The sequence below is a fragment of the Mesorhizobium sp. M0663 genome, assembly GCF_040320585.1.
Lineage (GTDB): Bacteria > Pseudomonadota > Alphaproteobacteria > Rhizobiales > Rhizobiaceae > Mesorhizobium.
On the sequence record NZ_JAMYPX010000024.1, the window covers coordinates 66,237 to 81,488 of the forward strand.

The 15,252-nt window shown below is 58.9% G+C and carries 15 protein-coding genes and 3 pseudogenes; all 18 read left to right on the forward strand.

Going from position 1 to position 15,252, the window contains the following annotated elements:
• Positions 1-530: 530 nt before the first annotated feature.
• The 18 genes and pseudogenes from NKI54_RS28300 to NKI54_RS28385 all read left to right on the forward strand — a co-directional run bounded on the left by NKI54_RS28300 (position 531) and on the right by NKI54_RS28385 (position 15,247).
• Positions 531-1,714 (forward strand): annotated as a pseudogene (locus NKI54_RS28300) (S8 family peptidase).
• Positions 1,715-2,024: 310 nt separating this feature from the next.
• Entirely contained in the window at positions 2,025-2,228 is a 204-nt protein-coding gene (locus NKI54_RS28305) for a hypothetical protein (RefSeq protein WP_352692953.1), read from the forward strand.
• 36 nt (positions 2,229-2,264) lie between these two features.
• A pseudogene (locus NKI54_RS28310) lies at positions 2,265-2,462 on the forward strand (hypothetical protein); the annotation flags it as partial.
• 144 nt (positions 2,463-2,606) lie between these two features.
• Positions 2,607-3,551, forward strand: a pseudogene (istA, locus tag NKI54_RS28315) (IS21 family transposase); the annotation flags it as partial.
• Positions 3,535-3,975 carry a DUF1612 domain-containing protein gene (locus tag NKI54_RS28320; protein WP_352692994.1) on the forward strand — a complete coding sequence of 147 codons (441 nt, stop codon included), beginning with the start codon at positions 3,535-3,537 and terminating at the stop codon, positions 3,973-3,975. The pseudogene istA and the gene NKI54_RS28320, both read left to right, overlap by 17 nt.
• A complete protein-coding gene (locus NKI54_RS28325; RefSeq protein ID WP_352692955.1) occupies positions 3,932-4,045 on the forward strand; it encodes a helix-turn-helix domain-containing protein in 114 nt (37 codons plus the stop codon). Before NKI54_RS28320 ends, NKI54_RS28325 begins: the two co-directional genes overlap by 44 nt.
• 382 nt (positions 4,046-4,427) lie before the next feature.
• Positions 4,428-5,636, forward strand: a complete 1,209-nt coding sequence (dcm, locus tag NKI54_RS28330) for a DNA (cytosine-5-)-methyltransferase (protein ID WP_352692957.1) — start codon at positions 4,428-4,430, stop codon at positions 5,634-5,636.
• Entirely contained in the window at positions 5,629-6,084 is a 456-nt protein-coding gene (locus NKI54_RS28335) for a very short patch repair endonuclease (RefSeq protein WP_352692959.1), read from the forward strand. The genes dcm and NKI54_RS28335 overlap by 8 nt, the downstream gene beginning before the upstream one ends.
• Complete coding sequence (locus NKI54_RS28340) at positions 6,081-7,331, forward strand: type II restriction endonuclease (protein ID WP_352692961.1); 1,251 nt, start codon at positions 6,081-6,083, stop codon at positions 7,329-7,331. The genes NKI54_RS28335 and NKI54_RS28340 overlap by 4 nt, the downstream gene beginning before the upstream one ends.
• Positions 7,332-7,850: 519 nt before the next feature.
• A complete protein-coding gene (locus NKI54_RS28345; protein ID WP_352692963.1) occupies positions 7,851-9,527 on the forward strand; it encodes a DEAD/DEAH box helicase in 1,677 nt (558 codons plus the stop codon).
• A gap of 2 nt (positions 9,528-9,529) precedes the next feature.
• Complete coding sequence (locus NKI54_RS28350; protein WP_352692965.1) at positions 9,530-9,946, forward strand: EcoRII N-terminal effector-binding domain-containing protein; 417 nt, start codon at positions 9,530-9,532, stop codon at positions 9,944-9,946.
• Positions 9,947-9,962: 16 nt separating this feature from the next.
• Complete coding sequence (locus NKI54_RS28355) at positions 9,963-11,567, forward strand: ATP-binding protein (RefSeq protein ID WP_352692969.1); 1,605 nt, start codon at positions 9,963-9,965, stop codon at positions 11,565-11,567.
• Positions 11,557-12,423: an HNH endonuclease gene (locus NKI54_RS28360; RefSeq protein WP_352692971.1), complete on the forward strand. Its 867-nt coding sequence runs from the start codon at positions 11,557-11,559 to the stop codon at positions 12,421-12,423. The genes NKI54_RS28355 and NKI54_RS28360 overlap by 11 nt, the downstream gene beginning before the upstream one ends.
• A 128-nt stretch (positions 12,424-12,551) precedes the next feature.
• A protein-coding gene (locus NKI54_RS28365; RefSeq protein ID WP_352692973.1) for an IS5 family transposase occupies positions 12,552-13,378 on the forward strand; the annotation gives its coding sequence in 2 pieces (ribosomal slippage) (positions 12,552-12,986 and positions 12,989-13,378; 825 coding nt in all).
• A gap of 475 nt (positions 13,379-13,853) precedes the next feature.
• On the forward strand, positions 13,854-14,030 hold the full coding sequence (locus NKI54_RS28370; RefSeq protein WP_352610258.1) for a hypothetical protein: 177 nt from the start codon (positions 13,854-13,856) through the stop codon (positions 14,028-14,030).
• Between the two features lie 284 nt (positions 14,031-14,314).
• The gene (locus tag NKI54_RS28375) at positions 14,315-14,575 is read left to right on the forward strand and encodes a hypothetical protein (protein WP_352692975.1); all 261 of its coding nucleotides are present in this window, start codon (positions 14,315-14,317) and stop codon (positions 14,573-14,575) included.
• A 70-nt stretch (positions 14,576-14,645) separates the two neighbouring features.
• A complete protein-coding gene (locus NKI54_RS28380; protein WP_352472935.1) occupies positions 14,646-14,879 on the forward strand; it encodes a hypothetical protein in 234 nt (77 codons plus the stop codon).
• Positions 14,876-15,247 carry a DUF982 domain-containing protein gene (locus tag NKI54_RS28385; protein WP_352692977.1) on the forward strand — a complete coding sequence of 124 codons (372 nt, stop codon included), beginning with the start codon at positions 14,876-14,878 and terminating at the stop codon, positions 15,245-15,247. The genes NKI54_RS28380 and NKI54_RS28385 overlap by 4 nt, the downstream gene beginning before the upstream one ends.
• Positions 15,248-15,252: the final 5 nt, after the last annotated feature.

Consider the following 15,252-nt stretch of genomic DNA (forward strand, 5'->3'; position numbering starts at 1 on the left):
TTCCTCTCCCTGACCTTTAGCCTCACCCTACATGCCAGCGCTTAGACCTTCTATGGCGGCTGTGGCCAATTCTCCGATTGTTGGGATACATCGGTCAGAGGGTCCGCCGGCAATTGGGCATCATCAAAGCAGATGTGAGACGTCATCTGGTATCGATATGCTCAACGCTGCCGCAGTCGCTCGAGAGCGGCGCGCTGTTTCTTGACTCGCGACCCCTTCGAATACGGGAATTGCATTCCACGAAGAAAGTGCCTAGGGGTGAAGACCCGACCGGATGTTCTTTGGCGAGGCAGGCGAGGCGGACGCCGTGCGCATAATGTGCATACGGAGCGACCCCGGGTGGGTACGAGCGCATTCTTGGCGGCAGCGGATCTGATTGCGATAAAATTCCTCGACCGGGTTCGCCGAGCAGCCGTCACAGCCTGCCGGGTCTTTAGTTCAGCCGCCTCGTCTTCTTAAGCAAAACCTTTGCATGTCTTGCCCGAATTTGCACTTATATCTTACGATAAGTTTTGCGATGGGAGGGATCGATGCAGCGATACACGATATCTGTCAACCGGGACTCCAAAGTAAACCTCAGGGACCTGATCAACAGGCCTCCTGAAAATTTTGTCGACGCTGTCAACTTCCTCATCGCGGAGAAAGGCGGCCTTCCGCAGGACGCAGTATTAGAATTTCCGACGATCGGCGTGCTAAGCGCTTCGCTTACTGACAAAGAGGCTGCGGATCTAAAAGCCGACCCTCGTGTAACACAGCTGAGAGAAGATCGGCGTGTCACCGGCTCACCGCTCCTCCCATCACCAATACGCGTTGCTGGAGAATTTATTGCAAACGACCGACCTTGGCACCTCGACGTAATCAACGCTCAAAAGTGCTGGCCTACCACGACTGGGAAAGGAATCAGAATTGGAGTGATCGATTCTGAGATCGCCCCCAACTTGCCATTCTTGCCAATCAAGGACGGATTGTCCTTCAATCCAAGCGCTCCGAATTGGTACGGTGGATCAGATTTTCATGGAACTTTCTGTGCGGCAATAATCGGTTGTCTGCCAACGCACCCCAGCATGATCGGGGTAGCGCCTGACTGCGATCTCTACGCGCTACGCGTAAACAAAATGGAAGTGGACGTTCAGAATACTTGGCGGCAGCGATCGTTTGGGCAACCGCAAACAAGCTTGACGTACTTTCCATGAGCCAATGGGACCCGGATGGCGCCGACGATCCGCATGAGTTGCCATGGGACGATGTCTCGCGAGCCGCTGATGATTATGTCAAAGCTGGAGGCATACTTATCGGCATCGCCGGAAATTCCGGTACCTTTCCAAAGCCTTGGGTTACTAATCCCGGGCGATGCTCCGGCGTGATGGCAGTAGGGGGCACAAAACGAGACACGAAATGGTGGGACGGTTCGTCTTATGGGCCCGATGATCTTGCCGAACTGGAGTCGGTCGAAATCGCCGCGCCAGGGTATGCTGTAAACTCCATTATGCCAGACGGCAGCGTGCAGGCTGGTGTGGGCACAAGCTTCGCAGCGCCCCAGGTCGCGGGGGCGTGTGCCCTTCTTAAGCAAGTGAAGCCCGACCTGACAGGAGCCGATCTGCGGGCCATCCTGAAAAAGGCTGCGCGTGATTTGGATATCGCAGGGAAGGATGCAAAAACTGGCTTTGGCTTGCTCGATTGCGAGCAGGCCGTTGCCTCCTTACTCCACGTTTGAATTGTATGTCGAGGTGATGGAACGCTGCTCTCACAGTGGCTGCGGCCAACGGTACTTACGGCATTTGCGTCCAAACCGTTATCCGGCCGGGCTAGGATTGCTTTACCGATCTTGAGGGACACATCTCGGCAGACTCCGAGCACCCATCCTGACGGGAAGCGGGCGGGTTCTTCGAGAAGAGCAGTCCGACGCGGGCGGGTTTGGCACGATCCGGCATTGAGTGGAGCACAGACTCCGCCGGCGCTGGCGGACCCATCCCCGCGAGCTTTGTCGCGGCCACAAGCGTGATACGACGCGCCGCCAAGCCTTGATGTGGGACGATAGAGCCGAATTCTTTCACTGGGCCAAGGTGGCGGCTGAGGCCGCCCGGCTGACGCTGCGGGCGAAGATGGACATCGAAATCGTGCGCGCCATCGAGGCCGAGGAGGAGCGGCGCCGGGTCGAGACTAAGGCTCCTGCCACTTGCGCGCCGCGGCCTCCGGATCCTGCCCCGAAACACCGGGGCGGGCATTGAAGAGCAGGGAGCGCGAGGGAGTGCGTGCGGGCGAAGATGGAAAAGGCAGAATTGGAAGAGCTGAAGGACAAGGTGCCGTGCGCCGCCGTGCTGGAGCGCGACGGCTTCGCCCTCCATGTGAAGGAGAGCACCGCCAAGGCGCTGAAATATCGCCGCGAGGCGGCGATCATCATCGTCATCCATGGCGGCAAGGGCTGGTTCGACCCGCTGTCGGACAGCAAGGGCGACGTCTTTGTCGATGCCGGCTCAATACTCCCCAGAAGTGCCGTTTGAATCTTCCCCAGTTTAGCGCTGTCGCCGGTCTTCCGGAGCGCGCTCCGGGAGACCGGCGGCGCATGATCGTTGATGCTTCTCCTGATGGTCGGGAGAGGGATTTCGGTGATCAAGATCGGGGAGATGATGATGATACTGGATTTGCATCGGCAGGGCCTGTCGGTGTCGGCGATCGCCAGGGAGAGCGGGATCGACCGCAAGACGGTGCGCAAATACATTGCGCGCGGGCTCGAGGCTCCGGCCTACGGACCGCGCAAGCCGCGTCAGGCGGTGATCGATCCCTTCACAGCCTATCTTCGCGAACGTGTCATGCGATATCCCGGGCTCACCGGCAGCCGGCTTTTCCGCGAACTGAAGGACCTCGGCTATGGCGGCGGCTACACGGCCGTTACCGACTTCCTGCGCGACGTCCGTCCTGCCGCGGCGGAGCGCGGATACGAGGTTCGCTTCGAGACCCCGCCCGGCGAGCAGGCGCAGGTCGACTTCGCCCAGTTCAATGTCGTCTTTGCCGATGAGCCGACCACGCCGAGAATCGTCTGGCTATTCTCCATGGTGCTTGGCTTCAGTCGCCTTATCTGGGCACGCTTCGTCGTCCACCAGGATCTGCCGACTGTCTTGCGCTGCCATGCCGGGGCTTTCGAGGCGTTGGGCGGCGCTCCTCGCGAAGTGCTTTACGACCGTATGAAGACGGCTGTGATCGGCGAAGGCGATACCGGCGACATCGTCTACAACCGTGCCCTCGTCGATCTTGCCCGCCACTTTGGTTTCCATCCCAAGGCGTGTCGGCCTTACCGCGCCAAAACCAAAGGCAAGGTCGAGCGGCCGTTCCGCTACATTCGCGAGGACTTCTTCCTGGCCCGGTCCTTTCGCAATCTCGAAGACCTGAACGCCCAGTTGCGTCATTGGCTGGACACGGTCGCAAACCCGAGAGTTCACGCCACCACAAGGCGTGTCGTCAACGAAGCTTTCGCCGAGGAGCGGGCCGCGCTGCGGCCGCTGCCTTTGGCTCCGTTCCGATCGGTCCTAAAGCTCGATGTTGAACCGGACCACGGGCCAGCCGCCCGTGCTGAGCGCTGCCCTGCTATGGGATGCGTGGGAAACAAAAGAACCGCTGCAGCATCTGCCCTGGCTCGGACATCTGCTCGTGGGCGCCATGCTCAGGCAGGTCGGAAAAACGACCGCCCACCTGATCTGCCTCAACACCGGGCTGCGTGCCATTTCGCGCGACAGGCGGCGCGCGCGCGACAGGACGGCGCGGCTGATCGGATTTCTCGACGGCGTCACCGAAGCCGCTGCCTCCGGACTGAAGGAGCACGATCGGCTGATACTGGCCAGGGAGCAGGGCACGACGCCTGCGCTACCGGCGCGGACATTCGAAGCTGCCGCGCCTCGTCGATCTTGTGCTTGCCCGGCCGCTCGTCTCCAGCGCCATGATCGAAGGGGAGCTGAAGGTGTCGACGCGAGGGGCGCTTAATCTCGTCGCCGAGCTCGGCCTGCGCGAAGTCACCGGCAGGGGACGCTACCGTGCATGGGGCATCCTTTAATAGCTGCTGTCCGCGAAGATCGTCTGCCACGCCGGCAGTGCGACCGGCATGACCGTGCTATTGCTGGATCGTTTGGGTTGTCCCGAGCTCGGCTACGTCGATCTCTCGGAACTTGCATCCGTCCGGACATGCGGTTTCCGAGTACGCGGCAGATGCCCGCCGACGCGGGAGGATCGTCGCCTAGCGGCGATCCATCTTGCCGGCCCTTCCCAAGCAGGTTGTGAATTCGTGTTAGCACAACGGGGAACAAACGGCGAACATTCATTGCTGGTTAGGACATTTGGTGCCAATCTGGCAAAAATCGACACAGCGAATGATTCGGCAGGTAGGCATGCGTAGCAGGAAACAGTCGGAATTCTCCAGGCTCCGGAATCAGGTCGGCATGACCATAGACCAGGCTGCAGAATTTCTGGAGGTTTCCCTTCGCAGTGCATATCGCTACGAAGACGGCGGAAGGGTTCCCAGACTAGCGCTGCGCACCTTGCGCGAGCATGCGAAAAAACAGACGGACACCCCTGCCGACGCAACCTTCCGCTTCATTGACCTCTTCGCCGGCATCGGCGGGCTTCGACTTGGGTTCGAGAGCATCGGCGGCCGGTGCGTATTCACCTCCGAGTGGGATCCAAACGCTCAGAAGACCTATGCGCTTAATTTTCGTGACAATCACGAAATCGGCGGTGATGTTCGGGAGTTTTCACAAGACCCTGGTAAAATCGATGATCATGATGTCCTTTTGGCAGGGTTTCCCTGTCAGCCTTTTTCACTGGCGGGAGTGTCAAAGAAGAACTCCTTAGGAAGGCCTCATGGTTTTCTGTGTGATACACAAGGGACACTTTTCTTTGATACGGCACAGATTATAGCACATCACCGACCAGCCGCATTTGTGCTTGAAAACGTCAAGAACCTTGAAAGTCATGACGGCGGGACAACCTTCAAGACCATCATCAATGTTCTGAGAAACGAGCTCCGCTATCATGTCCAGTACCGGGTTATAAGTTCAGAACCCTGGGTCCCGCAGAAGCGGGAGCGGATTTTCATTGTAGGATTTCGCGATCCAACCGATTTCGATTTCAAGGCGCTGAAACTTCCCGATCCCAAGACCGGGCCGAAGCTGAAAGACATCCTGGAGCCGCACGACGAAGTTGATCCGAAATACACCCTGACACCTCGCCTCTGGGAATATCTACAGGGGTACAAGGCGAAGCATCAAGCCAAGGGGAATGGATTCGGTTACAGCCTTTTCGGCCCCGATGATGTTTCCCGAACGCTATCTGCGCGGTACTACAAAGACGGCTCGGAGGTGCTGATCGACCAGCCGGGCAAACGACCGCGACGCCTTACGCCGTTGGAGTGCGCCCGTCTTATGGGCTTTGACAGGGGCGACCGTCGTTTCCACATCAAGGTTTCAGACACGCAGGCCTATCGCCAGTTCGGCAATGCCGTAGTTGTGCCCGTTGTGGAGTTCGTTGCGAAAGGTATGCAGCCTCACATTTTGAAAGCCGTGGCCGCGAGACGCAGAACTGCCGCACAGCCCCACATTGTTCAGGCGATCACACGTCCTGACCGCGAACCGGCGGCAGCATATGGCTGACATCGTTGCTCCCGACGTCCGCAGCCGCATGATGGCGGGGATTCGCGGGACCAACACAAGGCCCGAATTGGCCCTTCGCCGTGGACTGCACGCGCTCGGATTCAGGTTCCGCCTGCACGATCGTAAATTGCCCGGACGGCCTGACATCGTGTTTCCGCGATATCGAGCGGTAATCTTCGCACATGGTTGCTTTTGGCACGGCCACGACTGCCACCTGTTCCGGATGCCGTCGACACGGCCGGAGTTTTGGGAGGCCAAGATTATCAGGAACCGCGAGGTGGATGCTCGAGCTTTCGATGCTCTCACAAAGCTTGGCTGGCGGCAGGGGATCGTATGGGAATGCGCCTTGAAGGGCCGCATCCGATTGCCGCTTGAGGATGTCATCGGCGAATGTGCCGTTTGGCTTGTGTCGGACTCTCCAGGGCTGGAGATCAGGGGAAGGGAATGACAATGCGGCGGGGGCTGCTCTCAGACCACTTTGAAGGTGTCGCCGCGAAACGGCTGGCTGCCGTGGATGCCAATCCGGAATCCTCGAACCAGCATGAGGTCACAGGCTCGCAACCCCTTGTCCGAATTCTTGGTGATCAGGATCGGAAGTTTCCTCGCGGTGGCACCGATGATCGCTTTTTCGCAACCTACATCTGGCTTGGCGGCGAACAGGAAGCGGTTACCGAGGAGGGGCGGCTTTCCTGGTATGATTCCCGGCGCAACGACGAGACGCGCAGCGCGGAATGGCGGCTTTATTATCAAAGCAACAGCATCACCGACATTATGAAGCCGGGCGACGTGCTGTTCGTGGCACGCAAGCGGGACGACCGCCTTCTGTTCATCGTGACGCCTGACGGCAGCACCATCCGGAACCAACTGCTTTGGCTTTTCGGCATGGACGATCAATTGGGGTTTCAGTTCGAATCCCAGGAGATTAGTGCCGACAATGCTGCCGAACTCGACTTCGCTGCTCGATACATTCTTGACGAACTCGGCATTGAGCCGGAGGAACCAGAAGCTGATCGGCTTGACAGCCTGATCGAGCGTTTCAGGTTGAAATTTCCGACAACGCGCGTTTTCTCGGAACTTGCGCGCTCGTCCTTGCCGGATGTCTCTGCACGAGATTCGCCGGACGATGCTCTGGTCCTATGGATGGAGCGAGAGGAGCAGCTTTTCCGGCGCCTTGAGCGGCACATAGTAGCCGAGAGGATAAACACGGGGTTCGCATCGGACGACGGTGCGGATGTGGATGGATTTCTTGGCTTTTCCCTTGGTGTCCAGAACCGGCGAAAGTCGCGTGCCGGGTCAGCCTTGGAAAATCACCTGGAAGCGGTCTTCAATGCCCACAACATCCGCTACGCAAGGGGCGTCGAGACGGAGCACAGAAACAGGCCCGATTTCCTGTTTCCGGGACAGGTCGAGTACAGGGATGCGGATTTCCCCGCCGCGAGGCTGACCATGCTGGGATCAAAATCGACCTTGAAGGATCGATGGAGACAGGTGCTATCGGAGGCAGCCCGGATTGATCAGAAACACTTGTTGACCATGGAGCCGGGCATCTCGGAAAACCAGACCGACGAAATGCGCGCCAAGCAATTGCAACTTGTGCTGCCTAGGAAGCTCCACGAAACCTTCAAAGTATCCCAACAGGCCTGGTTGATGGATGTCGCAGGATTCCTGGCATTGGTTGCAATGAGGCAAGTGTAGACCCAAAGATCGGCGGCGGGCGCCGCCTTAATGTGGTCCCCTCGTCGGAGTTCGTCGGTCCCGGTTCGCGGCAGGCCGCCGCTATGCTGAACCTCCTGCGGCGCACTCGTTAACCGAGCTCAGGGCCGCGAATTTGCTTCGATGACCGCGCGGCTTGCATCCGTCTGGCGGACGCGCCGGTCATCTACACTTTATACGCTGCTCTTTTGTGTGCCCATTTTCGTGACGGTCACGAAAATGGCTTGGATGAGCATGCATGGGACGACACGTCCCCTTGCCGCTTTGTAGAGCCCGTTCCACAATAGTCGAATGGGTGAGGCTTCCTGGAAAATTAGAGGATCGGAGCTGGTTCGCGTAGCTGCAGACCAGTCCGAGAGCGTACCGTCTGCGGATGAAATCTACAGCGCCCTTGTCGAGCGCCGGCCAGTCTGGGACGGGATGCCCGCCGAGGTGCCGGGCATCCGCGCCTCACGGTATCCTCTCGCTCCTGTCCTTACGATCAACCAGGGCGAGAACGGCGTGCCTGCCTACGCCCTCTCCGGCTCATCACGCGGGATCGAGATCCCACTCTCGCCGGACGACCTTGGGCGGGGTCATCTCCTGTACGACGGCGTGTGGTACGCGCTCGATGCGGCGCAGGGAGAACTGCTTACTGGACTGCTCATCGAAACAGCCACGGGGCCCGGACCAGCCCGTTCGCTAAAGGGATTCCTGCATCTCAGGAAGAAGGCGACAGAGGGCGGGCCAGTCGTGGACAACCTGGCAGAGCAGACGATCTCGCCATTGGCATTCACGCCCCCCGCCGTCCACGTGCCGGCGGGCATCGTTGCCACGCTATATTCGTACCAGACAGCCGGGTGGAGATGGCTGCAATTCCTGCTCTCCGAAGGCATTGGCGGCCTGCTCGCGGACGAAATGGGACTTGGCAAGACGCTGCAGATCATCAGCGTGCTCAGCGATTCCGGATCTGGCTCCCTTTCGCCCTCGCTGATTTTCGCACCAGGCTCGTTGTTGGAGAACTGGCGTCGGGAACTTGCGCGTTTCGCACCGGCCCTGCGTGTCCTCAAGCATCACGGTCCGCTTCGAACCGGGCGACCGGCCGAGCTTCAGGCATATGATGTGGTGGTGACGTCCTATGACAGCGCCGTCCGGGACAACAGCCTGCTTAACATGGTCGCCTGGCGAGCGATCATCCTTGACGAGGCGCAGTACATAAGAAATCCGGACGCACAACGGACCCGGGCCGTAAAACACCTCCGGCGCGACGTGGGTCTGGCTGTCACGGGAACGCCTGTCGAGAATCGGCTCCTCGACTTGTGGTCCATCATGGATTTTGTCCTGCCTGGATATCTGGGCGACAAGGCATCGTTCGAGAAACTTTTTACGGAGGATGTTGACGGTGCTGCGCGTCTTGAGCCGCTTGTCTCGCCGTTAATGCTGCGGCGACGGGTCGCCGAGGTCGCGCAGGATCTGCCAGCGCGAATAGATATTCCACAGGTCATCGAGCTGGAAGAGGCCGAAGCCGGGGCCTATGAGGCCATGCGCAAGGCAATCGCAGAAAAGTATGGTTCGGCCGCAACTCTCGTTGCCCTTACAACACTTCGCCAGTTCTGTGCGCACCCTGCGCTTCTTGATAAAGCGGGAGGCAGCGATCCGATGGCCTTCAGCAAGTTCAGGCGCCTCGACGAGATCCTCGAGGAAATATTCTCCCTGGGTGAGAAGGTTATCATCTTCACCTCCTATACGCGCATGGCCGATATGATAGCCGCTCACGTGCGCCAGCGCTTTCGCGCCTTCGCCGGCATCATCGACGGGCGGCTACCCATCGATGAACGCCAGACACTCATCGATCAATTCGGTGAGGTTCAGGCTGGCGCGGCCCTCGTGCTCAATCCTAAGGCAGGAGGTGCAGGTCTGAACATCACTGCGGCAAACCACGTCATCCACTATAATCTGGAATGGAATCCGGCCCTGGAAGACCAGGCATCTGCACGAGCGCACAGGCGTGGTCAGGAACTACCTGTCACTGTTCACCGCCTGTTTGTGGCTGATACCGTCGAGGACGTCGTCCACGACCGCATGTCCCGCAAACGAGCAATTTCCGGGACGGCTGTCGTCGGCGTAGAGGGGCGCGATGAAGATTACGCCGACATTGTTGGCGCGCTAAGCCGCTCGCCGGTCAGGGAAATGAGGTGACAATGATAGAGCGCAGCATCGCCAAAGTGCTGAGTGCGAATGACACGGGGGACACCGGAGGCCATCAGGCCGGCATCCTCGTACCGAAGGAGGAGGGCATTCTCGCCTTTTTTCCGGAGCTGGACAGCTCCCTTTACAATCCGCGCTGCCACCTCACATTCGTCGACGAAAGCGGCTCATATTGGGAGTTTGCCTTCATCTATTACAATAACGCCTTGTTTGGCGGTACCCGCAATGAATTCAGGCTGACGAGAATGACCAAATATATCCGTCAGTCAGCAATCGTTCCGGGGGATGAGATAATACTTTCGCAAGACAGAGGGCAGTACCGTATCTCGCATCGACTCAAGAATCGAAGCGGGCGCACTGCTGGAAGCGTTCTGAAACTTGGAACCGGATGGCGAATAATCGACATCTGAGGGGGAGAACAAGGACATGGAAGAGATTGAGCTGCCGCCCGATCCGGAACGGATGATCGAAGGTCTGCGCGATACTGGTTATGAATTCGACACTGCCGTCGCCGACGTCGTCGACAATTCCATAGCCGCCAACGCCACAAAGGTTGAACTTTGGCTCGCTGCCGACCTCCGCGGAAATATCAGACTCTCGATCGCTGACAACGGCGACGGCATGGACCGTGTGGGGCTGATCAATGCAATGCAGTACGGCTCGAAGGTACGGCCGAGCGCTGCCAGCCTCGGCAAGTACGGGCTTGGCCTCAAGACCGCCTCCACCGCTTTTTGCAAACGTCTCTCGGTGATTTCGCGGCCCGGCGGTAATGTTGCACCGCTGATGGCCACGTGGGATCTTTATCATGTTGCCCAGGCAGGCAAGTGGGCCCTTCTCCTCACCGACGACGAAGTCGACGAAGAGGCATTGGAACAGCTTGAGGCCGTCGCGCCAGGTCACGCCGGGACCGTGGTACTCTGGGAGAAGGTGGACCGCCTTCTCAAGAGCTACCAGGATCCGACCGGGAAACCCGCAAGAAAGGCCCTGGAGGCGAAGGAGGGCAGCCTCCGTGAACATCTTGCGATGATCTACCAGCGTTTCCTTGATCCACAGGATAGCCGGGCCACGAATGTCGAAATCAAACTTAACGGCAAAGCTGTGGCCGCTTGGGACCCCTTCCAGCGTAAGCTTTCGGAGCTGGTCGCCCAGGAAACAGTGCCGACAGAATTGCCGGATGGTCGCGAAGCCAAGTTCGACGTGAAGGCATTCATCCTCCCACGGCGAGAGGAGTTCCCCGACGACAAATTGGCGAAGGAAGCGATGCTCGCCAATGATCGGCAGGGCATCTACATTTACCGCGAGAACCGGCTGATTCATGCAGCCGACTGGCTCGGGATGTATCAGAAGGAACCGCACCTCACCCTGCTGCGCGTCGAGTTTTCTTTCGACAACAAGCTCGACGACGCCTTCCACCTCGACATAAAGAAATCGCAGATCATCCTGAACGAGACGCTGTCGGAATATCTCAAGGAGCAGTTCCTGCCCGCTCCGCGACGAGAGGCGAACCGGCGTTCCCGTGAGGGCCAACAGGCCGCGATCGGCAAGAAGGGCGAGGGCGCGCACGATACTTCAAACGCCAACATCCGTAACCGGGAGGCGGCGGCCGGCGGGGCGAAGGTCAATGTGGCCGATCCGAACACTGGTGAGGCGCTGGTGCAGAATTCGCGCGGCTCATTCCGGCTCAAGCTGGCAATCACTTCGGCGAAGCGGCCCGGCGAGGTCTTTGTTCAGCCGGTCGAAGGAATCACAAACGGCTTGCTGTTCCAGCCAGCCCTCATTGAAGGACATCGTGCGGTACAGCTCAACACCACCCACCCCTATTATCACAAGGTCTACGTGCCGAACCTCAATCGCAGCGTCACTTTGCAGGGTCTCGATTCGCTGATGTGGGCGCTGTGCGTCGCCGAGCTGACGACTGTTCAGGATACGACCGCAGCACTCTTCGGTGACATGCGTTTCGAGGTTTCCCGCATACTGTCCAAGCTGGTGGAGGGTTTGCCTGATCCCGAGATAGAGCAGGATGTCGCTTGATGCACGGGCGCTAGCCGAGCGCGTCTCGTCTGAACTTGGACTGCCTTTCATCGGCAAGGAAGGTCGTGACAAGGATTCCGGCCGTTGGTTTGAACTCCAGCCGGCTGACCATCCAGCAGGACAGACCTTCTCGATCAAGACGACGGTCGGATGGCGGCGACTTGAGGTGACCTTCAAGCCTGGCAACTTCGCGGGCGAGCTGCTTGGTGAGATGGGCCACGCCGACCCGGACGGGCGTGCGGCATTCCGGGCTGTTCTCGACCTGTGCGTTACCGACGGTGCCGAGATCGAGATGCGGGTCAATGGCGAACGGCAGCTCTATGTGACCCCCTCGATATGGGAAAGCGACTGGCGAACGATGGCGCTGACGCTTCGCCGAGGCATGCTGGCCATCAACGACGGAAACGAGGACGAGGATTCACGGTTGATTGAGTTGTGGACGTCACGCGCAGCAACCGCAATTCTCGCCCTGCTCCCTTTGGAACCCGCCCATGAAGACGACGTCGTTCCTGAACTGCAGGGTCTGCCGGAGGGGGCGCGCACCAAGGTTGAGGTGAACAGATATGAACGGGATCGGCGAAACCGGGCCGCCGCACTCACGATTCACGGTTACGCGTGCAAAGCCTGTCAGTTGAAAATGGACGAGCGTTATGGCGACGCCGCCGCCGGCCTGATCGAGGTCCATCACGTTACGCCAGTCTCTGAACTCGGGGCCGGCTACATCATCGACCCCCGACGTGATCTCGTGCCACTCTGCCCGAATTGCCATTCGGTTGTTCATCGACGCTCACCGCCATACTCCATTGATGAACTGAAGGGCATGCTCGGTGGATCGGAAGTTCGAACGGGAAATTAACCGAGCCCCGCGCCGAGCGGACGGTCTTTACCCTTTGTACGCTACCTCTCGTTAGGGTGCTTAGAGGCCGTTTTGAAAATCGGCTTGCTGGGGTTTCGTCTGAGGCTGGGTTATGATTCAAGCTGTGGATGTGGACAAAGCAGAGCCGCGGCCGGATGGCCCAGATCGCCAAGAAGACCAAGCGCTACCCGTCTGATTTGACGGATGAGGAGTGGGAGCAGTTCGCGCCGCTGATGCCCAAGCCTGGGCGGCGTGGCCGTCCGCGCGAGGTTGATTTTCGCGAGGTGATCAATGCGGTGCGCTACCTGGTCCGTTCGGGTTGCGGCTGGCGGATGCTGCCGATCCACTTTGGACCCTGGCAGACGGTCTATGGCTGGTTTCGAGAGCTGGCGCGGCGATTTTTGTTCCAGACCATCCACGACGTGGCGCTGATGCTGGATCGTGAGCGGGCCGGGCGCGAGGCGAGCCCGTCGGCGGCGGTGATCGATAGCCAGTCGGTCAAGGCTCCGCAAGCAAGAACAAGGGGTTACGACGCCGGCAAGAAGATCGTCGGACGCAAGCGCCCCATATCGCAGTCGATACGGATGGGCGGCTGTTGATGGTCAACTTGACGCCGGCCGATATCTCCGACAGCGCCGGCGCTCAGGCGATCTTGGATGGTATCCGCCAGCGCTGGCCCTGGGTGAAGCATCTGTTCGCCGACGGCGCCTATGATCGGCTAATGCTCATGGACAAGGCCGCCTATCTGGACTTCGTGGTCGAGGTCATCCGCCGATCCGATGACCAGAAGGGCTTCGAAGTCTTGCCCCGACGCTGGGTCGTCGAGCGGACCTTCGGCTGGATGACAAGATGGCGCCGCCTCGTGCGCGACTACGAGCAGCGCATCGACGTCTCTCACGCAATGATCCTCGTCGCAATGGGCGCAAACCTCATCCGCCGAAACGCTCATCCTTGAATTTCAAAACGGACTCTTACATCCTGTTGATGTCGGTCAGGGAGAGAGTACTGTCGTCTCTTCGGCGTGCCCCTTGGGGATGGTCGGATGAATGTCGTTCAAATTATCAGTCCAACTCTACATGAGGCTATTGCTGCACTTCTGAACCGGGCGGCTCGCGGAGACATTGTCTCGATCAAGGCTGCAATAGAACGGGTCCGTGTGACTGCGCCTAATCTGCGGGCATCTGACGAAGAGCTAACTGAGGCTATCCTTGAGGTAGCTTCCGCCACTGGCCTGTTCGTGTGTTTCGACGGCCGGGAGTAGCTCTCAGCCCGCGCCTCATTAATCCGCCTAACGTTCCCGCCCAGCATTCCAGGAATTTTGCCCATTGTGGCTCCGCAAGAGCGGGCGCGCCGTCCTGCTCATCTTCGTGATTAGCAGGAACAAATCTTCTCTCCAGAAGGTTCGGACCTGTTCGCATGCAGGATCGAGCATGGTTGAGGTCGACAGAAGGAAACAGAAGGTTATTGCCGACCTCGTACGACGGTGGGTCACGTCAGAAGCAGTCCGCAACTACCTTCGCAGAGCGCTAAATCTTCCGGTAGAACAGGAGCTGCCGGACGAGCATAAGTCTTTGCTCGATGAAATTGATCGGGCCGACAAACAGTGACCCCATGGCAATCGGGCAGCTTATCCTTGGTAATATCGACCAAGGCTTTCACCGCCTCTTGTTTTGCAGCTTCGAGGTCCCGAGGGATCGGTACCCTCAACGTCAAGGAAGACTTTGCCAGTGTCGGTGAAGTCGGAGAAATAGCGCGGCATCCATACAAACACAGTAACGCGAGAATGGGCGTGACCTGACGTCCAATGATGTCCGCGCATTTGGTTAAAAACGTACGGGCCAAGACTCATCGCCCTGATCCGCTTAGAGTTACTTCCGAAAGGAACGCTCTCATGCTGCCATTGCCCCACGCCGTCGATCCAAAGGTAGTTGCTGAGATCAATAGTTTGCTAGACGATCACACGGGGGCGGTGCCAGTGCCCGTTCACAAACTGGCGGCGGTTGTCCGGCTGCGCCTCAAAAGCCATCTTTCCATCGCGACTATCGAGGCGCTGATCGTGGACGAAGCCGAGTGTCGCCACCTGCCCATGCTGTTCGAACTGCCGGGAACGGAAGCGGCTGTAGTTTCAACTGCTCTGAGTCGCGCGACTTGAAGGTTAGGGGCTCGGGCATTCGGCTCTGGCAGGGGAGCCCACCGCGCGTGCGCCCCAATGGTGACAGCCTATGACCAGCAGCAGCTCAACTAGTGGTACTGCCTATCCTGGCGACCTGATTCTGTTGAAGCAGGTCTTTGATCGTGTATGCGCCGAGCAAGGCATTCCGGTAGGAAGCGAGCAGGCGGAGCGCCTGAGCGTGAGCGCAATGGCACTCTTCTCGGACGGCGAGTTCGACGAGGCCGTTCTCTATGAACACCTTCGGTTTGTTGCCCGCTCCCTGCCAAGCAGGGACCGAGCATGACCGACCATGATTCGGATGGTCGGCGGGTTCGTGCCGCCCTACTTACCCCCATGGCAACCCATTGGTTCGTCCCTCTGGTGTTCGTGAAGACTGAAACCGGCGACAGGCATGGCTGCGACAATGCGAGAGCAGCCCTTGAGCAGCTCAAGAGGTGGACCCGCAGAGGACCTCGCTGGCACAAGGCGGTGACCCTCTGTCTGTCAGACCTGGAGGGCGATCCGATTGACCCTCAGGTGGTACGAAGGGCCTTTGAGGCTGCCGCAGAAGCCAAGATGTATCTTTCCCCGCATAGGACGAGGGGAAGATTTCTCCCAAAGATTCCGTGGTTTATTCAGTACGATTCGAACATTGATTTCTTGGAGAAGTGACCCAT